23 protein-coding genes are annotated in these 18,470 nt (G+C 39.1%); 15 read left to right on the top strand and 8 right to left on the bottom strand.

What is annotated here, in order from left to right:
• Positions 1-104: 104 nt before the first annotated feature.
• From def to mscL, 6 genes are all read left to right on the top strand, one after another.
• Entirely contained in the window at positions 105-614 is a 510-nt protein-coding gene (def, locus tag HMPREF3279_RS00670; protein WP_049357210.1) for a peptide deformylase, read from the top strand.
• Positions 615-673: 59 nt separating this feature from the next.
• Positions 674-1,630, top strand: coding sequence for a methionyl-tRNA formyltransferase (gene fmt / locus HMPREF3279_RS00665; protein ID WP_070867745.1), 957 nt, complete (start codon positions 674-676; stop codon positions 1,628-1,630).
• Complete coding sequence (gene rsmB / locus HMPREF3279_RS00660) at positions 1,630-2,967, top strand: 16S rRNA (cytosine(967)-C(5))-methyltransferase RsmB (protein WP_070867744.1); 1,338 nt, start codon at positions 1,630-1,632, stop codon at positions 2,965-2,967. Before fmt ends, rsmB begins: the two co-directional genes overlap by 1 nt.
• A complete protein-coding gene (locus HMPREF3279_RS00655) occupies positions 2,968-3,783 on the top strand; it encodes a glycosyltransferase family A protein (RefSeq protein WP_070867743.1) in 816 nt (271 codons plus the stop codon).
• Positions 3,780-5,156: a Trk system potassium transporter TrkA gene (trkA, locus tag HMPREF3279_RS00650; protein WP_049364680.1), complete on the top strand. Its 1,377-nt coding sequence runs from the start codon at positions 3,780-3,782 to the stop codon at positions 5,154-5,156. Before HMPREF3279_RS00655 ends, trkA begins: the two co-directional genes overlap by 4 nt.
• 78 nt (positions 5,157-5,234) lie before the next feature.
• Complete coding sequence (gene mscL, locus HMPREF3279_RS00645) at positions 5,235-5,621, top strand: large-conductance mechanosensitive channel protein MscL (protein ID WP_049364681.1); 387 nt, start codon at positions 5,235-5,237, stop codon at positions 5,619-5,621.
• A gap of 58 nt (positions 5,622-5,679) precedes the next feature.
• On the opposite strand, the gene ispF is transcribed toward mscL, so the two are convergent.
• The 3 genes from ispF to ftsB are packed head-to-tail and all read right to left on the bottom strand — an operon-like array spanning position 5,680 to position 7,114.
• Entirely contained in the window at positions 5,680-6,156 is a 477-nt protein-coding gene (gene ispF / locus HMPREF3279_RS00640; protein WP_070776266.1) for a 2-C-methyl-D-erythritol 2,4-cyclodiphosphate synthase, read from the bottom strand.
• A complete protein-coding gene (gene ispD / locus HMPREF3279_RS00635; protein WP_070867742.1) occupies positions 6,153-6,836 on the bottom strand; it encodes a 2-C-methyl-D-erythritol 4-phosphate cytidylyltransferase in 684 nt (227 codons plus the stop codon). The genes ispF and ispD overlap by 4 nt, the downstream gene beginning before the upstream one ends.
• A complete protein-coding gene (gene ftsB / locus HMPREF3279_RS00630) occupies positions 6,836-7,114 on the bottom strand; it encodes a cell division protein FtsB (protein ID WP_005695064.1) in 279 nt (92 codons plus the stop codon). Before ftsB ends, ispD begins: the two co-directional genes overlap by 1 nt.
• 251 nt (positions 7,115-7,365) lie before the next feature.
• Here ftsB and HMPREF3279_RS00625 point away from each other — a divergent pair, with 251 nt between their 5' ends.
• The gene (locus HMPREF3279_RS00625) at positions 7,366-8,184 is read left to right on the top strand and encodes a 5'-nucleotidase, lipoprotein e(P4) family (protein WP_049368061.1); all 819 of its coding nucleotides are present in this window, start codon (positions 7,366-7,368) and stop codon (positions 8,182-8,184) included.
• A gap of 67 nt (positions 8,185-8,251) precedes the next feature.
• Here the strand turns inward: HMPREF3279_RS00625 and fabR are convergent, their stop codons facing one another.
• Positions 8,252-8,875 (bottom strand): HTH-type transcriptional repressor FabR, encoded by a 624-nt coding sequence (gene fabR / locus HMPREF3279_RS00620; RefSeq protein ID WP_014064558.1) that lies wholly within the window; start codon positions 8,873-8,875, stop codon positions 8,252-8,254.
• A 25-nt stretch (positions 8,876-8,900) separates the two neighbouring features.
• The gene (gene oxyR / locus HMPREF3279_RS00615) at positions 8,901-9,806 is read right to left on the bottom strand and encodes a DNA-binding transcriptional regulator OxyR (protein ID WP_049364684.1); all 906 of its coding nucleotides are present in this window, start codon (positions 9,804-9,806) and stop codon (positions 8,901-8,903) included.
• 131 nt (positions 9,807-9,937) lie between these two features.
• On the opposite strand from oxyR, the gene pgdx reads away from it, so the two are divergent.
• Positions 9,938-10,663, top strand: a complete 726-nt coding sequence (gene pgdx, locus HMPREF3279_RS00610; protein ID WP_049364685.1) for a hybrid peroxiredoxin PGdx — start codon at positions 9,938-9,940, stop codon at positions 10,661-10,663.
• A 101-nt stretch (positions 10,664-10,764) separates the two neighbouring features.
• On the opposite strand, the gene HMPREF3279_RS00605 is transcribed toward pgdx, so the two are convergent.
• The gene (locus tag HMPREF3279_RS00605) at positions 10,765-11,082 is read right to left on the bottom strand and encodes a DUF5389 domain-containing protein (RefSeq protein WP_070867741.1); all 318 of its coding nucleotides are present in this window, start codon (positions 11,080-11,082) and stop codon (positions 10,765-10,767) included.
• Positions 11,083-11,131: 49 nt separating this feature from the next.
• Here HMPREF3279_RS00605 and HMPREF3279_RS00600 point away from each other — a divergent pair, with 49 nt between their 5' ends.
• The gene (locus HMPREF3279_RS00600; protein WP_070867740.1) at positions 11,132-11,758 is read left to right on the top strand and encodes a rhomboid family intramembrane serine protease; all 627 of its coding nucleotides are present in this window, start codon (positions 11,132-11,134) and stop codon (positions 11,756-11,758) included.
• 21 nt (positions 11,759-11,779) lie between these two features.
• Positions 11,780-12,535: a DeoR/GlpR family transcriptional regulator gene (locus HMPREF3279_RS00595; protein WP_070867739.1), complete on the top strand. Its 756-nt coding sequence runs from the start codon at positions 11,780-11,782 to the stop codon at positions 12,533-12,535.
• Between the two features lie 415 nt (positions 12,536-12,950).
• On the opposite strand, the gene trmL is transcribed toward HMPREF3279_RS00595, so the two are convergent.
• Positions 12,951-13,427, bottom strand: coding sequence for a tRNA (uridine(34)/cytosine(34)/5-carboxymethylaminomethyluridine(34)-2'-O)-methyltransferase TrmL (gene trmL, locus HMPREF3279_RS00590; RefSeq protein WP_070867738.1), 477 nt, complete (start codon positions 13,425-13,427; stop codon positions 12,951-12,953).
• 9 nt (positions 13,428-13,436) lie between these two features.
• Positions 13,437-14,021, bottom strand: a complete 585-nt coding sequence (rsmD, locus tag HMPREF3279_RS00585) for a 16S rRNA (guanine(966)-N(2))-methyltransferase RsmD (protein ID WP_070867737.1) — start codon at positions 14,019-14,021, stop codon at positions 13,437-13,439.
• Positions 14,022-14,119: 98 nt separating this feature from the next.
• Here rsmD and ftsY point away from each other — a divergent pair, with 98 nt between their 5' ends.
• The 5 genes from ftsY to rplC all read left to right on the top strand — a co-directional run bounded on the left by ftsY (position 14,120) and on the right by rplC (position 18,465).
• On the top strand, positions 14,120-15,577 hold the full coding sequence (ftsY, locus tag HMPREF3279_RS00580) for a signal recognition particle-docking protein FtsY (protein WP_070867736.1): 1,458 nt from the start codon (positions 14,120-14,122) through the stop codon (positions 15,575-15,577).
• 14 nt (positions 15,578-15,591) lie between these two features.
• Entirely contained in the window at positions 15,592-16,248 is a 657-nt protein-coding gene (gene ftsE, locus HMPREF3279_RS00575) for a cell division ATP-binding protein FtsE (protein ID WP_070867735.1), read from the top strand.
• A gap of 9 nt (positions 16,249-16,257) precedes the next feature.
• Entirely contained in the window at positions 16,258-17,190 is a 933-nt protein-coding gene (gene ftsX, locus HMPREF3279_RS00570; protein WP_049384341.1) for a permease-like cell division protein FtsX, read from the top strand.
• Between the two features lie 320 nt (positions 17,191-17,510).
• Positions 17,511-17,822 carry a 30S ribosomal protein S10 gene (gene rpsJ / locus HMPREF3279_RS00565; protein WP_001181005.1) on the top strand — a complete coding sequence of 104 codons (312 nt, stop codon included), beginning with the start codon at positions 17,511-17,513 and terminating at the stop codon, positions 17,820-17,822.
• A 16-nt stretch (positions 17,823-17,838) separates the two neighbouring features.
• Positions 17,839-18,465, top strand: coding sequence for a 50S ribosomal protein L3 (rplC, locus tag HMPREF3279_RS00560; RefSeq protein WP_005632753.1), 627 nt, complete (start codon positions 17,839-17,841; stop codon positions 18,463-18,465).
• Positions 18,466-18,470: the final 5 nt, after the last annotated feature.

Below are 18,470 nucleotides of genomic sequence, written 5' to 3'. Positions count from 1 at the left end.
GCTGAAGAGCTTGGGGTTTTTGTTTATGGAGTTTTCAATATTTTAGCAAAGCGTTGATTCTATGATACAATCACCGCTGTAATTTTTATAAAATAAGAGAAAATATGACCGCACTTAATGTATTAATTTATCCAGATGATCACCTAAAGGTTGTTTGTGAGCCAGTTGCAGAAGTCAATGATGACATTCGTAAAATTGTAGATGATATGTTTGATACGATGTACCAAGAAGAAGGGATTGGTCTTGCCGCTCCACAGGTAGATATCTTGCAACGTATTATTACGATTGATATTGAAGGTGACAAACAAAATCAATTAGTGTTGATCAATCCAGAAATTTTGGCTTCTGAAGGTGAAACAGGCATTGAAGAAGGTTGTTTATCTATTCCTGGATTCCGTGCTTTAGTGCCTCGTAAAGAAAAAATCACGGTAAAAGCCTTAGATCGTCATGGAAAAGAATTTACGCTTGATGCAGATGGTTTATTAGCGATCTGTATTCAGCATGAAATCGATCATTTAAACGGTATTTTATTTGTGGATTATCTTTCACCGTTGAAACGTCAACGTATCAAAGAAAAATTAGTGAAATATAAAAAACAAATTGCAAAACAATAATCAAAAGTGCGGTATAAAATGACCGCACTTTTCCTATCAACGCCATAACGTAGAACATTATGAAACCATTGAATATCATCTTTGCTGGTACGCCGGACTTCGCAGCACAACATCTTGCTGCACTTTTAAATTCTCATCACAATATTATTGCTGTTTATACGCAGCCAGATAAACCGGCTGGTCGCGGTAAAAAATTACAGGCTAGTCCTGTAAAGCAATTAGCAGAACAACATCAAATTCCTGTTTATCAACCAAAATCCTTGCGTAAAGAAGAAGCACAAGCAGAGCTTAAAGCGTTAAATGCTGATGTAATGGTTGTTGTTGCTTATGGTTTGATTTTACCTCAAGCAGTGTTGGATATGCCTCGTTTAGGTTGTTTAAATGTGCATGGCTCTCTCTTACCTCGTTGGCGTGGCGCCGCACCTATTCAGCGCGCTATCTGGGCTGGTGATAAGCAAACCGGTGTGACGATTATGCAAATGGATGTGGGTTTAGATACTGGTGATATGTTACACAAAGTGTATTGCGATATTGATGCACAAGAAACTTCTGCTTCGCTTTACCATAAATTAGCTGAAATTGCGCCGTCTGCATTGATTGATGTTTTGGATCATTTGGAAGAAGGGAAATTTATTGCAGAAAAACAAGATGATAGCCAAAGTAACTATGCAGAGAAACTTTCCAAAGAAGAGGCTAAATTAGATTGGTCGCTATCGGCAGCCCAGCTTGAACGTAATATTCGCGCGTTTAATCCTTGGCCGATAAGTTTTCTACAATTAACCGATGAACAAGGTAATGAACAAACCTTAAAAGTTTATTCTGCTGCCGTGTTGCCACATGTAGATAAACCAGCTGGGACGATTTTAAGTGTCGATAAAAAAGGTATCCAAATTGCCACGAAAGAAGGCGTTTTAAATTTATTGCAACTTCAGCCCGCAGGCAAGAAACCTATGTCTGTGCAAGATTTTCTCAATGGTCGAGCTGATTGTTTCCAAGTTGGTAAGGTTCTAAACTAATGGTATTTCAACGCAAAAAAACGGGAAAATCGACCGCACTTTCGGTACGCGCTATCGCTGCTCAAGTGATTTTGCAGGTTTTAGATCAGGGTAAGTCCTTATCAACGTTGATTCCAGAAGTACAATCACAGGTAAAACCACAGGATTTGCCTTTATTACAGGAAATCACCTTTGGTATTTGTCGCGTATTGCCTCGTTTAGAAAATATTATAAAAAAACTATTAGATAAGCCATTGAAGGGTAAGACCCGTATTGTACATTGCTTGTTATTAGTAGGATTGTACCAATTACTTTATATGCGTGTGCCCGCTCATGCTGCAGTGGATGAAGTAGTGAATGCCACAAAATCATTAAAATCGGACAGTTTCCGTGGTTTAGTTAACGGTGTATTGCGTCGTTTCTTACGGGAGCAAGAAGAGATTCTTGCTGTAGTCGATAAGCATTGGCAAACGCTTCATCCAGAATGGTTTGTGAATAAACTTAAAAAAGCTTATCCGAATTGGCGTGAAATTATTGAGGCGAATAACCAAAAGCCACCAATGTGGTTACGGGTCAATCAACAGCAAAATAACACGAAAACTTACCGCACTTTATTGGAAGAGCAAGAGATAGTTTCATTTGAATGTGATAATCCACATGCTTTACGTTTAGCTCAACCGCTTTCTGTTTCGAAATTACCAAATTTTGAACAAGGTGCAGTAACAGTCCAGGATCTCAATGCCCAATGGTCCGCTTTATTGCTTGACCCACAATATGATGAATTAATTTTAGATGCCTGTGCAGCCCCAGGTGGGAAGACTACACATATTTTAGAGATGGCACCGCAAGCGAAAGTGATTGCGCTTGATGTCGAGGCTCATCGCTTAAAACGTGTTGAAGAAAATCTTGCCCGTTTGAATCAGCAGGCGACAATTGTTTGTGGTGATGCGACCGAGCCTGATAAGTGGGTTGAGAAAATAGGTTTAAGTGGTGCATCCTTTGATCGTATTTTATTAGATGCACCTTGCTCAGCAACGGGCGTGATTCGTCGTCATCCAGATATTAAATGGTTACGTCAAGAAACGGACATTGCTCAATTGGTTGCCTTGCAAGGACAAATTCTAAAAGCGCTTTGGGCAAAATTAAAACCTAATGGTATTTTGCTTTACGCGACTTGCTCTGTGCTTCCTGATGAGAACAGTCAGCAAATACAGCATTTTTTAGCTGAAACACCCGATGCAGAATTAATGCCATTGCCGTTTGAACAAACGGAAAATACGATTGGGATCCAATTCCTGCCACAAGAGAATGGCGGGGATGGGTTCTATTATGCAAAATTGAGAAAACGGTCAGCTTAAATGAATTTGCCTTTAATTGATGTCGTCATTCCTTGCTATAACACTGAACAAACGCTTATTCGTGCAGTAGAGTCTGTGTTGCAGCAAAATAATCTTGGTCACCTTTGGTTGATTGATGATGCGTCGACAGATAATACATTTACATTAGCCTTACAGCTTGCAGAACAATATCCTGACAGGATCTCTATCGAGCAAATGCCGAAAAATAGTGGTGTCGCAATAGCTCGAAATTGGGGCGCAATGCTCTCGGCTAAAAGTGCGGTTGATTTTGTTGCATTTTTAGATGCGGATGATGCATACGAACCTGGAGCATTAGAAGTGGCGGCAGCAACCTTTCATTTTCAGCCAGATACTTCGCTAGTGAGATTAGCGTTAAAGCCGATAAATTTAGTTCAACGGTATGCGGAACACCCTAATTTTGATCAGGCATGGCAATATATGCGCATGACCTGCGGGGGAAATATCGTTTTCAATAAAGCTTTTTTCTTAGCGTGTGGAGGATTTCCAACACATCAATTATTTCGAGAACTCGGCGGTGAAGATGGCGCTTTAGGCATTGCAACCACTAAAACGGCAAAAGTAGCGACATTATTTGAAGATGTAGGTGTTCTGCATTTTTGTCGTGAAGGCATGCATGCAGAACGTTTACTCGATGGCCTGTTATTTGGTAAACAAGATCCAGCGATTACAGCCGAAAAAATGGCAGAAGCTGAACAAGTAACATCGACGATTTGTCGCCGTATTGAGGCATTAAAGTGCGGTCTAAATTCAGCTGAAATTGGCATCCGACCTTTGGTTGTGGAGAGAACAGAATGAAAATAATCATCTTAGGTGCTGGGCAAGTAGGTACAACACTTGCGGCAAATTTAGTGAGTGAAGATAACGATATCACACTAGTAGATAATGAATCTCAACATTTGCAGAATTTGCAAGATAAGCATGATTTACGCGTAGTTAAAGGTTCCCCTTCTTCACCCAAGGTTTTACGTGATGCGGGCGCAGCCGATGCAGATTTGATGATTGCCGTAACAGCATCAGATGAAATTAATATGATTGCTTGCCAGTTGGGATATACCCTTTTCAATACCCCAACACGTATTGCACGTATTCGTAATGCGGAATATTTGCGTGAGAAAGATAAATTATTTAATAATGAAAACGTACCCATCGATCATCTTATTTCACCAGAAAATTTAGTTACGGATGAGATTACGCGTTTAATTGCTTATCCAGGCGCGTTGCAAGTGGCACATTTTGCCAATAATCGAATTAGCATTGTGGTTGTAAAAGCCTATTACGGTGGTCCTTTAGTAGGTTATGCGTTATCCGCTTTTAAAGAGCATATGCCGCACATTGATTGCCGTATCATTTCAATTTTACGTAATGATAGATTAATTCGTCCACAAGGTTCGACCATTATTGAGGCGGGCGATGAAATTACCTTTATTTGTGCGACGGAACACATTAAAGCGGTGATGAGTGAGTTGCAACGCCTTGAGAAAACCTACAAACGTATCATGATCGTTGGCAGCGGGAATATTGCCTCAGGTGTGGCAAAACAGTTAGAAGATAAGTATCAAGTAAAACTCATTGAGCGCGATGGAGAAAAAGCGAAAGTTTTAGCTGAAAGGCTCTCTAAAACCCTGGTTTTCCATGGTGATGCTTCTGACCAAAATTTACTTTTTGAAGAGCATATTGAGAGCGTTGATGTCTTTTTATCTCTAAGTGCAGATGATGAAGCTAATATTATGTCGGCGTTACTGGCAAAACGCCTAGGGGCTAAAAAAGCCATGGTGCTGATTCAACGCATGGCATATATCAATTTGATTCAAGGTGGAACCATTGATATTGCGGTTTCACCACAACAAGCAACAATCTCAGCTTTATTAGGACATGTGCGTAAAGGGGATATCAAAAATGTGGCCTCTTTGCGTCATGGTACCGCGGAAGCCATTGAACTTGTTGTACATGGTGATGCGACAACATCCAATGTGGTTGGAAGACAAATTGGCGATATCAAGCTGCCTGTAGGGGCGATGATTGCGGCAATTTTACGTAAAAATGAAGTAATCATTGCTCGTCGTCAGGTTGCTATTGAAGAAGGGGATAATGTGATTGTTTATATTAATGACAAGAAATCCGTGTCAGAAATTGAAAAATTATTCCAACCAAGTGCATTTTTTATTTAAATAACAGTTTACTTTTTAATCTAAAAACCTATAATACGCACTCTTTTAATTTTTTAAACCAACACAAAAGGAAATTTTATGAGCTTTCTTAAAGAATTCCGCGAATTCGCAATGCGCGGCAACGTAGTAGATATGGCAGTCGGTGTGATCATCGGTGGTGCTTTTGGTAAAATCGTAAGTTCACTTGTCGGTGACGTAGTAATGCCTGTATTAGGTATTTTAACTGGTGGCGTGGATTTCAAAGATTTGAAAATCACGTTAGCTCAAGCTGTAGGTGAAACCCCAGCAGTAACCTTAAACTACGGTGTATTTATTCAAAACGTCTTTGATTTCATCATCATTGCATTCGCAATCTTCATGATGATCAAAGGTATCAACAAAGTGAAAAAACCAGTAGAAGAAGTAAAAGGTCCTTCACAAGAAGAATTACTTACTGAAATTCGCGATTTATTAAAAAAACAATAAGAATTTAATCCAAATAAAAAAGGTTGGTATTTTACCAACCTTTTCTTTTACCTAAAATTTAAGCTTTTAATAATAATGCGACGGCCTCGCAAGCAATGCCTTCACTTCGGCCTGTAAAGCCAAGTTTTTCTGTTGTAGTTGCCTTCACATTGACTTGCTCAATATCACAATGTAAATCTTCTGCAATCTTCGCTCGCATTGCATCGATATGCGGACGCATTTTAGGGGCTTGAGCAATAATGGTTACATCCACATTACCGACCTTATAGCCTTTTGCTTGTACTTGGCGGAATGCTTCTCGTAATAAAACACGGCTATCTGCATTTTTATATTGCATATCGGTATCAGGGAAGAGTTTACCAATATCACCTAATGCTGCTGCACCTAATAAGGCATCCGTTAAAGCATGTAAGGCGACATCACCATCAGAATGGGCAATAAACCCAGTATGGTAAGGCACTTCAACGCCACCAATAATTAAAGGGCGGTCTTCACCAAAGGCATGAACATCAAACCCATGTCCAATTCGTATCATAGTGTTTTCCTTGTTAAATAAAATTCGGCTAAAGCTAAATCTTCTGGACGTGTCACTTTAATATTATCACTTCGTCCTGCGACTAAGTGCGGTTGAAATCCGGCAAGTTCCATCGCAGAGGCTTCATCTGTAATATTAGCGCCTTGAGAAAGCCCCTGTTCAAGCGCATTTCTTAATAGATCGCAACGGAAAAATTGAGGCGTCTGAGCAAGCCAAAGTTCTGAGCGATCTTCTGTTTTAATAATATTTTGTTGTTTATTCGCGCGTTTAATCGTATCTACTGCTGGGATGGCCAAAATAGCACCTTGCTCATCATTGATTTGGAGTAGTTTATCTAAATCTTGATGTGCTAAACAAGGTCTGGCTGCATCATGCACCAACACCCAAGCATGGTCATTTTTGATTGCGTTGAGTCCATTTAGAACTGACTCAGCTCGTGTTTCACCACCTTCAACGAGGGTGATGTTTTGATGAGGGAATAAGGTAATTTCAGAAAGATAGGGATCATTTTTTCCCACCGCAAGGATAACGTGATTGATTGCAGTATGGGATAGAATGACTGAGAGCGTATGTTCCAGAATCGTCTTGTCTAGGATTTTCAGATATTGCTTCGGTTTGTTTGCTTGCATACGGCTTCCAACACCCGCAGCAGGAATGACGGCAATAATTTCGCGGTTCATTATTTATGCTCTTTGACGATGTGATAGAACACTTCGTTTGGTTTGACCATATCATGACTCATGCGTGCACGCTCTTCAATAGATTCAAAGCCTTTTGTTAATCCTTGAATTTCGGCGGAAATCATTTGATTTCTTTGTGAGAGCTTTTCATTTTCAGCTTTATTCTCTTTGATTTGAGCTGCGACATCTTTGTAGTCAAAATAGCCATTTTTACCAAACCAAAGATCGTACTGAAATAGCACGAGAATACCCACTAAAATTCCAATGAAAAGACGCATAAATTACCTATTATTTCTGAAAACTGGGGATAGTTTACCGTGAAATACAGCGAAATGCGATGAAAAAGTGCGGTTAAAAAATAAGATGATTTTTGAAATGATTTCATCGGGCTTGTTAGATTACTTCAGAATGAAAAATGTGATCTATCTCACAAATTAGTTATAAAGTTTGATAAACCCATAGTCACTGCCCAAATAGGCTTGTTATACTTTTGCCTGTCATTATGACTTTTTAACAGAAGGAACAATCAATGAAAACAACATTAAAACTTACTGCTATTGCAGCAATGTCAGCATTTATTTTAACGGGTTGCGCGACTCAAAATAAAAGTGCAGAAGCTGATGCACAGCTTCAACAACAAGCGGTATTAGGTCTAAACTGGATTCAACAATCAGGTGAATACCAAGCCCTTTCTTACCAAGCATACAATGCGGCAAAAGTAGCATTTGATCACGCTAAAGTGAAAAAAGGTAAGAAAAAAGCTGTTGTGGTGGACTTAGATGAAACCATGTTAGATAACAGCCCTTATGCTGGCTGGCAAGTTCAAAACAACAAACCATTTGATGGCAAAGACTGGACTCGTTGGGTAGAAGCGCGTCAATCAGGTGTTGTACCAGGCGCAGTAGAATTCAATAACTATGTAAATACCCACGGTGGTAAAATGTTCTATGTGTCTAATCGTAAAGAAAGCAATGAAAAAGCAGGTACGATTGATGACATGAAACGTTTAGGTTTTAATGGTGTTGAAGATTCAGCGTTTTACTTGAAAAAAGATAAATCACCAAAAGCAGCACGTTTTGAAGAAATTGAAAAACAAGGTTATGAAATCGTCGTTTATGTGGGTGATAACCTCGATGACTTCGGTGATGCAATCTACGGTAAACAAAATGCAGAACGTCGTGATTTCGTGGCACAAAACAAAGCGAAATTTGGTAAAACATTCATCGTTTTACCTAACCCGAACTACGGCGGTTTTGAAGGTGGTTTAGCGAAAGATTACTTCAAAGGTGATTCAAGCAGCAAAGTGAAAGCGCGTTTAGATGCGATTAAAGCTTGGGATGGTAAATAATTCCCTTTTTTAGATAAAGCAACACCCGCAGAGATGCGGGTGTTTTGTTTTAGTCGAAAAGTGCGGTCTATTTTCGCATCATTTTTTCTTTATGCGCCGCAAAATCCCCACCTTTAGCAAGCATGCGAAGCTGTAAGATAACGCGTTCTTTTAACAAATCTTGTTCAGCTTTGGTCATATCTAAGGCATTAGAACCTGCCGTGAATACGATGGTTACCATGCCTTCTGCTTGTACATAAGAGACATATTGAGAGTAGTGATTTTTCTTCGCAATGTACTCAGCTAATTCATCGACAAAGTGTTTGATTTCACGAGCGGCTGCGGTACGGAATGCTTGAGAGGTTCCCGAACTTTCACGTAAAAGCAAACGGAACACGTTGGTGCTGTGAGTGATAAATTCAAAAAAGGTTTCAACAGAAACACGGATGACACTGCCGCCGGCATCAATGCGTTTACGCGCTTGGCGCATTAATTGGCGAAGCGTTAAGCCGGCTTCATCCACCATTTCTAATCCGAGCTCATCCATATCGCTAAAGTGGCGATAGAAAGAAGTTGGTGCAATGCCTGCTTCACGCGCAACTTCACGTAAACTTAAATTAGAAAAGCTTTTTTCTGCACTCAACTGATTGAACGCTGCGTCAATTAAGGCTCGACGGGTTTTTTCTTTTTGAATTGCTCGAACGCCTGCCATTTGGTTTTCCTCAGTCTATGATGAATTATTTTTTATTCGCTAAAATTGATTTAACTTGTTCACTGATCGCATTTGCAACTCGTTCATAACGATTACGTAACGGAGAGCCTGGACGGTAAACAAGCGCAATAGTACGAGCGGGTTCTGGTGAATGACAAGGAATATATTTTACGCCTTTACGTGTGCCTTCATTTAATACAGCAAGTTCTGGCATAAAGGTAATACCTGCATTAGCTGCCACCATATTGCGTAAAGTTTCTAGACTCGTCGCTTGGAAGTGAGAATCTTCTTTCGCTCCTGCCGTAAAACAATAATCTAACGCCTGATTGCGTAAGCAGTGCCCATCATCTAACATGAGCATTTCTTGCCCTTTTAGGGTATTCATGGCAATTTTGCTTTCTGAAGCCCATGGATGTTCTTCTGAAACAGCGAGTAACATTTTTTCATCAAAAATGGGTACTTCGATAAAGGCTTCAGTTTCGGGTACACGAGCCACAATCGCACAATCTAAGCGACCTGTTTCTAATTGTTCTAATAATTGATGTGTTTGAGCTTCGTAAAGAAATACTTCAAGATCAGGGAAAGTTTCTTTTAATGTTGGTACAATGTAAGGAAGTAGATAAGGGCCAACAGTAGGGATGAGTCCAATGTGTAATGGACCGGTCATTTCTTTACCTTGATTGCTAGCCATCTCTTTAAGTAATTTTACTTCACGTAATACAGTGCGAGCTTGCTCAACAAGCAACATACCTGATTGTGTGAAAAGCACTTTACGGCTAGTACGTTCAAGTAAAATAATGCCTAACTCATCTTCGAGTTTGCGGATTTGACCACTTAAAGTCGGTTGGCTAACATTGCAAGAATCCGCTGCACGACGGAAATGTTTGAATTCAGAAAGGGCAACTAAGTATTCTAAATCACGAATATTCATAGGGTTCTCACTTTATAGAATATGTCAATTAAAAGGATAGAATTAATTGATTGTAACTATATCACAAAACTTTCTATAATGCCTATCAAGTTTTTAAGGCAAATTCATTTAACTAACAGAGGAGACACATTATGTCTAATATGGAAGGAAAAAAAGTCCCACAAGTTACATTTCGTACTCGTCAAGGTGATCAATGGGTTGATGTGACTACATCTGAATTATTTGATAACAAAACAGTTGTTGTTTTCTCATTACCAGGTGCGTTCACGCCAACTTGTTCATCTTCTCACTTACCACGTTATAACGAACTCGCACCCGTTTTCAAACAACATGGTGTAGATGATATTTTAGTTGTATCAGTAAATGATACGTTTGTTATGAATGCGTGGAAAGAAGCTGAAGAAGCACATAACGTGAAATTCATTCCAGATGGTAACGGTACTTTCACTGAAGGTATGGGCATGTTAGTTGGAAAAGATGATTTAGGTTTTGGTAAACGTTCTTGGCGTTATTCTATGCTCGTGAAAAATGGCGTAGTGGAAAAAATGTTTATTGAACCAAATGAACCAGGCGATCCATTTAAAGTATCAGATGCAGATACCATGTTGAAATACATTGCACCAAATTACCAAGTGCAAGAATCAATCTCAATCTTCACTAAACCTGGTTGCCCATATTGTGCGAAAGCAAAACAACTTTTACGCGATAAAGGTTTAAGCTTTGAAGAAATCGTATTAGGTCACGATGCAACAATCGTGAGTGTACGTGCAGTTTCTGGTCGCTCAACTGTGCCACAAGTATTCATTGGTGGTAAACACATCGGCGGTAGCGACGATTTAGAAAAATACTTTGCATAATTGATTGCAGGTAGGAATTTTTTATATTTTTGATTATTAGGAACATAATTTAAAAGGGAGCGAAAGCTCCCTTTTTTGTTGTCTATTGTCTTGTTATGTTCTTAAGCGTTAAAACCAATGTGGCAAACCGAAACTAAAACAATGTAAAAAATGACCGCACTTAGTAGCAATAATTTTACGGCGAGTTTTGGTTTATGCTGATGCAATTTATAAAGTAAACGCGCAATTAAGACTAAAACAAAGGGATAAACCCAAAAGATAATCGAGAAAAGATCGATCTGAAAATCGCTCAGTGTAGGGTTTTTCACAAAAGCAGTAGAAAGCAGAGAGGCCATAGGCCACAGTAAAATGGGTAAACAAAATGCCGCAAGTCCCCAAGCGAAGCCACTAAATCCTGTCGGCATAGTTTGTTTTTTCATAATGAACCTTATATGATGAACAAAATTAAATGAAAAAGGAATATAGCAAATGCAGCCTTTATTTGGTAGCGAAACAGATGGGATTCAAGAGAGGAAATTGGTGAAACGTCTATTAAGAAAGAAAAAAATTACATTTATTTTGACCGCACTTTGCACGTTGATTTATCTCTTGCAGAATATCGGATTTGAAGAGCCAATTATGGATTTATTCCATTATCCGGCTTATTCTTGGGAAGATCAGGAAGTATGGCGCTATTTCACTCATGCTATTGTTCATTTGTCGGTACCGCATATTTTATTTAACCTTTCGTGGTTTTGGTTATTTGGTGGCGCGATTGAACGCCGATTTGGTTCTCTCCATTTTTTATTATTAGTTTTAGTCTCTGCAGCAGTGAGTGGCGCTGTACAGAATTATTTTACTGGTCCCGCCTTTTTCGGGCTATCTGGTGTGGTTTATGCCGTGTTAGGTTATGTGTTGGTGGTAGACAAATTACACCCGCATAGTTTTGACTTACCAGAAGGCTTTTTTACAATGTTACTGGTAGGGCTTGTATTTGGCTTTATTAGTCCGCTTTTTGGTATTAATATAGGGAACGCTGCCCACATTTCAGGCTTTATCTTAGGATTGGTTTGGGGATTTCTGCAGAGTAAAATTAAGGCTAAATCGTTTAGCTAATTCAAATTTATAGGCATTTATATGAAGCAATCATTACGCCATCAGAAAATAATTGAGCTTGTGAAGCTAAAGGGGTATGCCAGTACAGAAGAACTGGTTATCGAACTGGAAGTTAGCCCTCAGACCATTCGCCGCGATCTGAATATCCTTGCGGAACAAGATTTAATTCGTCGTCATCATGGTGGTGCGGCCCCTTCTTCAACCGCAGAAAATTCTGATTACATTGAACGTAAACAATTTTTCCCTTCTCAAAAAAGCGCCATTGCTCGTGAAGTGGCAAAACGTATTCCAAATGGTGCCTCCTTATTTATTGATATTGGTACCACGCCTGAAGCGGTAGCTAGCGCCTTGTTAAACCATGAACGGTTACGCATTGTGACAAATAATATCAATGCAGCTCATTTATTACGCCAAAATGAAACCTTTGATATTACGATGGCGGGCGGTTCCTTACGTAAGGATGGGGGCATTATTGGTGAGGCAACGGTTAATTTTATTTCGCAATTCCGTTTAGATTTTGGGATTCTCGGGATTAGTGCGATCGACCTTGATGGTTCATTATTAGATTATGATTATCATGAAGTTCAAGTGAAGCGAGCTATTATAGAAAGCTCGCGTCAAACATTGTTAGCAACCGACCATTCGAAATTCTCTCGACAAGCGATTGTACGGTTAGGTGAGCTTAAAGATGTGGATTACCTTTTCACCGATGATGTGCCAAAACAAATTGAGGATTATTTAGAAAATAGTAATACAAGGTTAGTGATTTGCAAATGATAGAAATAGGAAGTGCGGCCAAAATTGACCGCACTTTTTTGGTAAGCATCCATGCCTAGCCACTGCTGTTTCGACCAATTCAAAATTAACTTCATTCACCCAACCTCCTTATTGATGTGAGATGAAACTAATTTTGCTGCAATAGTTGTTAAATTTTAGGGATACAAATGGAGGGCAAATCATTCGACTGCCAATTCTTTATTTAGAACAACGGGGAAGGTTTGCTTGAAGAGTCAAGAAAGACTAGAGCTTGATAGATCAAGTGGGTACATCGAGATCCCTCTCTAAATGTAATTTATTTATACTGCTGTTTTGGTAAAAAGGAAATCTTAAAATTATAAATATGTGATCGAGATCACAAATTAAATGCAAAAAGAAAGCTGCTTATTTTTGTGTATAAAATAAGCAGCTATTTTTATCGATTTAAATTCACCGCGCCTTTGTAACCAAGTTGTCGCCAAGCTTCATAAACTGCAACAGCTACCGAGTTAGATAAGTTCATACTTCGGCTATTTGCGGTCATTGGGATACGGATTTTTTGTTCCATTGGCATTTTATCCAAAATAGACATGGGAATACCACGGGTTTCAGGACCAAACATTAAATAATCCCCTAATTCAAATTGCACTTCGCTATGTGCGGGGCCGCCTTTAGTGGTGAGTGCAAAAAGACGTTTCGGTTTTTCGCTTTCTAAAAAGGCTTCAAAGGTTTTATGTTTTTTGATTTCAGCAAATTCATGATAATCCAAGCCGGAACGACGTAATTTTTTATCATCCCAGGTAAAACCAAGCGGCTCGATTAAATGAAGACGAAAGCCAGTGTTGGCACAAAGACGAATAATATTTCCCGTATTTTGCGGAATTTCAGGTTCGTATAACACAATATCTAACATAATGATTTCCTAATTTTTTTGATACAGGCGGTAGCTCACCATACCTGTGGTTTTTTCTTTTAGTAATTGCCAATTTTCAGGCACGCTTAGCGGTTTGTCTTTTTCTGTTTCCACATAAATCAATGCATGAGGTAAGAGCCAATTCTTTTCTTCTAAGAGGGCAATTGCTTGTTCAGCTAAACCAAAATGAAAAGGAGGATCCAAAAATACCACATCAAAGTGCGGTTGATTTTGTGCTTGTTTTAAAAATTCTAAACTATTTTGATTGATCACTTGGGCTTGTTCAGCTGTCGTTTTCAGCGTTTGCAAATTTTTTTTTAATTGATTCGCTACGGTTTTATCCAACTCTAAAAACGTTACCTGTTTCGCTTGTCGAGAAAGAGCCTCAAAGCCAAGTGAGCCACTACCCGCAAAGCAATCAAGACAATGGCTATCCACAATATAAGGCATCAACCAGTTGAATAAGGTTTCTTTCACGCGATCACCTGTAGGGCGCAAACCTTCCGCATTTAAAACCGGTAATTTTCGTCCACGCCAAAGACCCGCGATGATTCGAACTTCGCCTTTGGCATTTTGAACTTGCATTTTTTTCATAAAGAAACAGATTTTTAGTGAAAATTGTGCTTAGTTTAGACGATTTTTTGCTAGAATAGGCAGTATTTTTTACAGATTTGTGTTTAAGAGAAGAATTTATGTCAGAAGAAAAGAAAAAAGGCGGGTTTTGGGCCTCTCTTTTTGGTCGCAATAAAAAGCAAGAAGAACAAAAAATTGAGCCAACTATTGAAGAGTCATCTGTTGAATCTGCCGATGTTTTGCCTACGAAAGAGATTGTTCACAATAGCGAGAACGTTCAATTAGAACAAGTTGAACAGGAAGAATTACAGGAGTTAGCGGAACAGCTGCAAGAGGATAAAGCTGAGAATACCATTGTTGAGCATATTGAACCTGTTGTAGAAGAAGTGATTTCACCTGAAAGTGCGGTCAATATTGAGCCAGTTTTAGATACACCGGTGATTGAGGCAACGGCTGAAGAGACAGAAAAAACAGAAGAAATTTCTACCGCACTTTCTGCGGAAGAACCAACAGAAAGCATTATTGAGCAAGATAATGTCGTTGAAGATCTTCCTGTAGTTGATGCTGAGATTGAGCCTGAAATTGTTGAAGATGTTAAAGATGAATTCCGTTCAGATATTAATACCGAAACGCAAGAAAAACCAAGTGAAGGTGGCTTTTTTAGTCGTTTAGTCAAAGGCTTACTCAAAACTAAACAAAATATTGGTGCAGGTTTCCGAGCGTTCTTTTTAGGTAAAAAGATTGACGATGATTTATTTGAAGAGTTGGAAGAGCAGCTTTTAATTGCGGATATTGGTGTACCAACAACCAATAAAATCATTAAGAATTTAACGGAGCACGCAAGCCGTAAACAGTTACAAGATGCGGAATTGCTTTACCAACAACTTAAAGTTGAAATGGTAGAAATTCTAAAACCAGTTGCAAAACCATTGGTCATTGATACGACTAAAAAGCCTTATGTTATTTTGATGGTTGGCGTAAACGGTGTAGGTAAAACAACCACAATTGGTAAATTGGCTCGTAAATTCCAAAATGAAGGTAAATCAGTCATGTTAGCCGCAGGGGATACTTTCCGTGCCGCAGCAGTAGAACAACTTCAAGTATGGGGTGAACGTAACAATATCCCGGTTGTGGCACAAAGTACAGGTTCAGATTCTGCGTCGGTGATTTTTGATGCGATGCAATCTGCCGCGGCACGTAATATTGATATTTTAATTGCGGATACGGCCGGTCGTTTACAAAATAAAAATAATCTCATGGATGAATTGAAGAAAATCGTTCGTGTCATGAGAAAATACGATGAAACCGCACCGCACGAAATTATGCTTACCTTAGATGCGGGTACAGGGCAGAATGCAATTAGCCAAGCCAAACTCTTTAATGAGGCGGTTGGGTTAACAGGTATTACATTAACCAAATTAGACGGAACAGCAAAAGGTGGGGTAATTTTCGCCATTGCAGATCAGTTTAATTTACCAATTCGTTATATTGGTGTGGGTGAAAAAATTGAAGATTTACGCGAATTTAATGCAGAAGAATTTATTGAAGCATTGTTTGTTCACGAAAATGAAGAATAAAAAGGAATAATAAAGTGATTCGATTTTCAAATGTCTCTAAAGCTTATCACGGTGCGACTCAGCCGGCCTTGCAAGGCTTGAATTTTTATCTTCCTGTTGGAAGTATGACTTATCTTGTTGGGCATTCTGGCGCGGGTAAAAGTACCTTGCTTAAATTAATCATGGGAATGGAAAAGGCGAATGCCGGTAATATTTGGTTTAATGGTCATGATATTACGCGTTTGTCTAAATATGAAATCCCATTTTTACGCCGCCAAATAGGTATGGTTCACCAAGATTACCGTCTATTAACGGATCGTAGCGTAGCAGAAAATGTGGCGTTGCCATTGATTATTGCTGGCATGAACCCGAAAGAAGCACATACACGCGCATTGGTTGCATTAGATCGTGTGGGCTTACGTAGTAAAGCGAATTATATGCCGCCACAAATTTCAGGTGGGGAGCAACAACGTGTCGATATCGCGCGTGCAATCGTACATAAACCGCAACTTTTATTAGCGGATGAGCCTACAGGTAACCTTGATGATGAACTTTCCTTAGGGATTTTCAATCTGTTTGAAGAGTTTAATCGTTTAGGCATGACGGTGTTAATTGCGACACACGATATCAATTTAATTCAACAAAAACCAAAACCATGTCTTGTGCTTGAACAAGGCTACTTACGCTATTAAGGATAAAAAATGACAAGACGTATTGATGCTTCTTTTGGCGTGCAAACTGCTTATACTTTGCGTTCTGTTTTGAACGATTTAGTAAAACGTAAATTTGGTACATTACTAACAATTCTTGTGATTGCCGTATCTCTCACGATTCCAACGGTGAGCTATTTGTTATGGAAAAATTTACACTTAGCGACAACTCAATTTTATCCGGAAAGCGAGCTCACAATCTATTTACATAAAAATTTAAGTGAAGAAGATGCTAACTTGGTGGTGGAAAAAATCCGTCAACAAGAAGGTGTGGAATCGTTAAATTATGTTTCTCGCCAAGACAGTTTGAAAGAATTTAAAAGTTGGTCTGGTTTTGGTGAAGAGTTAGAAATTTTAGATGACAACCCATTGCCGGCAGTGGTGATGGTGAAACCGTCTAAAGCGTTTAATGAATCAGAAAAACGAGCTGAGTTACGCGCAAATTTAAATAAAATTAAAGGCGTGCAAGAAGTTCGACTAGATAATGATTGGATGGAAAAATTGACCGCACTTTCGTGGCTTTTCGCACACGTGGCAATTTTCTGCACGGTGTTAATGACAATAGCGGTATTCCTTGTTATCGGAAATAGCATTCGTTCCGATGTTTATAGCAGTCGTGCAAGTATTGATGTGATGAAGCTATTAGGTGCAACGGATCAATTTATTCTTCGTCCTTATCTTTACACTGGTATGATTTATGCAGTGCTAGGTGGATTTGTCGCAGCTGTATTTAGTAGTCTTATTGTGGGTTACTTTACTTCTGCAGTGAAATATGTGACGGATATCTTTGCAGTCAACTTTGAGCTCAATGGATTAGGTGTAGGCGAGCTGATCTTCTTATTAGTAAGTTGCTTGATTATGGGTTATGTTGGTGCATGGATTGCCGCAACAAGACATATTGCAATGTTAGATAATAAGCTGTAGATTTCATTTTATAAAAGTGCGGTCATTTTTTCAGGTGAAAAATACTCGAGAAAATGACCGCACTTTTTTATTTGTGGAAATTAATTGAACAAAAAGCTTGCATAATTAGGTGTTTTTGTGTAATATCCACGGGCTTTCAGATATTGAAAGCCGTTTAATGTAATCATTTATTAAACGAGTATTACGATATGTAATACTAACAATGTTTCCGATTTGGAGACTATATAACAGGTAACTTACACCTCCTTTTCTATTTTGAAGTTAGAATTGTGATTGGTGTTAGTTTTTTATTAGCTAAATTTTATTGGAGCTCTGGTCTAATGCAGAACCAAAGAATCCGTATCCGCTTAAAAGCTTTCGATCACCGTTTGATCGATCAATCTACTGCGGAGATCGTAGAAACAGCTAAACGTACTGGTGCACAAGTTCGTGGTCCAATCCCTTTACCAACTCGTAAAGAGCGTTTCACCGTGTTGATTTCTCCACACGTGAACAAAGACGCGCGTGACCAATACGAAATTCGTACACACAAACGTTTAGTAGATATCGTAGAGCCAACAGAAAAAACTGTTGATGCATTAATGCGTTTAGATTTGGCTGCCGGCGTGGACGTGCAGATCAGCCTAGGTTAATTAAGAGGTTATTACAATGATTGGTTTAGTCGGTCGTAAAGTTGGTATGACCCGTATCTTCAATGAAGACGGTGTTTCTGTACCAGTTACCGTTATCGAAATCGAAGCCAACCGCGTAACTCAAGTTAAAACTCTTGAAAACGATGGCTATACTGCAGTTCAAGTTACTACTGGTTCTAAAAAAGCGAATCGTGTAACTAAACCTGAAGCAGGCCATTTCGTGAAAGCAGGTGTTGAAGCTGGTCGCGGTTTATGGGAATTTCGTACTGAAGGTGAAGAATTCACTTTAGGTCAAGAAATCAATGTTGACATCTTTGCAGATGTTAAAAAAGTAGATGTTACTGGTACTTCTAAAGGTAAAGGTTTCCAAGGTGGTGTTAAACGTTGGAACTTCCGTACTCAAGATGCTACACACGGTAACTCTTTATCACATCGTGTACTTGGTTCTATTGGTCAAAACCAAACTCCAGGTCGTGTGTTTAAAGGTAAAAAAATGGCAGGACATTTAGGTGCTGAGCGTGTAACCGTTCAATCACTTGAAGTTGTTCGTGTAGATGCTGAGCGTAAATTGCTATTAGTAAAAGGTTCTGTACCTGGTGCTATCAATGGCGATGTTATCGTTAAGCCGGCAGTTAAAGCATAAGTCTA

This window comes from Haemophilus sp. HMSC71H05, assembly GCF_001838635.1.
Lineage (GTDB): Bacteria > Pseudomonadota > Gammaproteobacteria > Enterobacterales > Pasteurellaceae > Haemophilus_D > Haemophilus_D parainfluenzae_R.
This window is presented reverse-complemented; position numbering and strand designations above follow the sequence as displayed.

Excerpts from the sequence above, each read along its gene's own strand:
- trkA (WP_049364680.1), top strand. The coding sequence starts at position 3,780 with ATGAAAATAATCATCTTAGGTGCTGGGCAAGTAGGTACAACACTTGCG.
- HMPREF3279_RS00600 (WP_070867740.1), top strand. The coding sequence starts at position 11,132 with ATGCAGCCTTTATTTGGTAGCGAAACAGATGGGATTCAAGAGAGGAAA.
- rsmB (WP_070867744.1), top strand. The coding sequence starts at position 1,630 with ATGGTATTTCAACGCAAAAAAACGGGAAAATCGACCGCACTTTCGGTA.
- ftsY (WP_070867736.1), top strand. The coding sequence starts at position 14,120 with ATGTCAGAAGAAAAGAAAAAAGGCGGGTTTTGGGCCTCTCTTTTTGGT.
- HMPREF3279_RS00605 (WP_070867741.1), bottom strand. The coding sequence starts at position 11,082 with ATGAAAAAACAAACTATGCCGACAGGATTTAGTGGCTTCGCTTGGGGA.
- HMPREF3279_RS00655 (WP_070867743.1), top strand. The coding sequence starts at position 2,968 with ATGAATTTGCCTTTAATTGATGTCGTCATTCCTTGCTATAACACTGAA.
- mscL (WP_049364681.1), top strand. The coding sequence starts at position 5,235 with ATGAGCTTTCTTAAAGAATTCCGCGAATTCGCAATGCGCGGCAACGTA.
- HMPREF3279_RS00625 (WP_049368061.1), top strand. The coding sequence starts at position 7,366 with ATGAAAACAACATTAAAACTTACTGCTATTGCAGCAATGTCAGCATTT.
- fabR (WP_014064558.1), bottom strand. The coding sequence starts at position 8,875 with ATGGCAGGCGTTCGAGCAATTCAAAAAGAAAAAACCCGTCGAGCCTTA.
- rplC (WP_005632753.1), top strand. The coding sequence starts at position 17,839 with ATGATTGGTTTAGTCGGTCGTAAAGTTGGTATGACCCGTATCTTCAAT.
- ftsX (WP_049384341.1), top strand. The coding sequence starts at position 16,258 with ATGACAAGACGTATTGATGCTTCTTTTGGCGTGCAAACTGCTTATACT.
- HMPREF3279_RS00595 (WP_070867739.1), top strand. The coding sequence starts at position 11,780 with ATGAAGCAATCATTACGCCATCAGAAAATAATTGAGCTTGTGAAGCTA.
- ispF (WP_070776266.1), bottom strand. The coding sequence starts at position 6,156 with ATGATACGAATTGGACATGGGTTTGATGTTCATGCCTTTGGTGAAGAC.
- rpsJ (WP_001181005.1), top strand. The coding sequence starts at position 17,511 with ATGCAGAACCAAAGAATCCGTATCCGCTTAAAAGCTTTCGATCACCGT.
- rsmD (WP_070867737.1), bottom strand. The coding sequence starts at position 14,021 with ATGAAAAAAATGCAAGTTCAAAATGCCAAAGGCGAAGTTCGAATCATC.
- fmt (WP_070867745.1), top strand. The coding sequence starts at position 674 with ATGAAACCATTGAATATCATCTTTGCTGGTACGCCGGACTTCGCAGCA.
- trmL (WP_070867738.1), bottom strand. The coding sequence starts at position 13,427 with ATGTTAGATATTGTGTTATACGAACCTGAAATTCCGCAAAATACGGGA.
- oxyR (WP_049364684.1), bottom strand. The coding sequence starts at position 9,806 with ATGAATATTCGTGATTTAGAATACTTAGTTGCCCTTTCTGAATTCAAA.
- ispD (WP_070867742.1), bottom strand. The coding sequence starts at position 6,836 with ATGAACCGCGAAATTATTGCCGTCATTCCTGCTGCGGGTGTTGGAAGC.
- pgdx (WP_049364685.1), top strand. The coding sequence starts at position 9,938 with ATGTCTAATATGGAAGGAAAAAAAGTCCCACAAGTTACATTTCGTACT.
- def (WP_049357210.1), top strand. The coding sequence starts at position 105 with ATGACCGCACTTAATGTATTAATTTATCCAGATGATCACCTAAAGGTT.
- ftsB (WP_005695064.1), bottom strand. The coding sequence starts at position 7,114 with ATGCGTCTTTTCATTGGAATTTTAGTGGGTATTCTCGTGCTATTTCAG.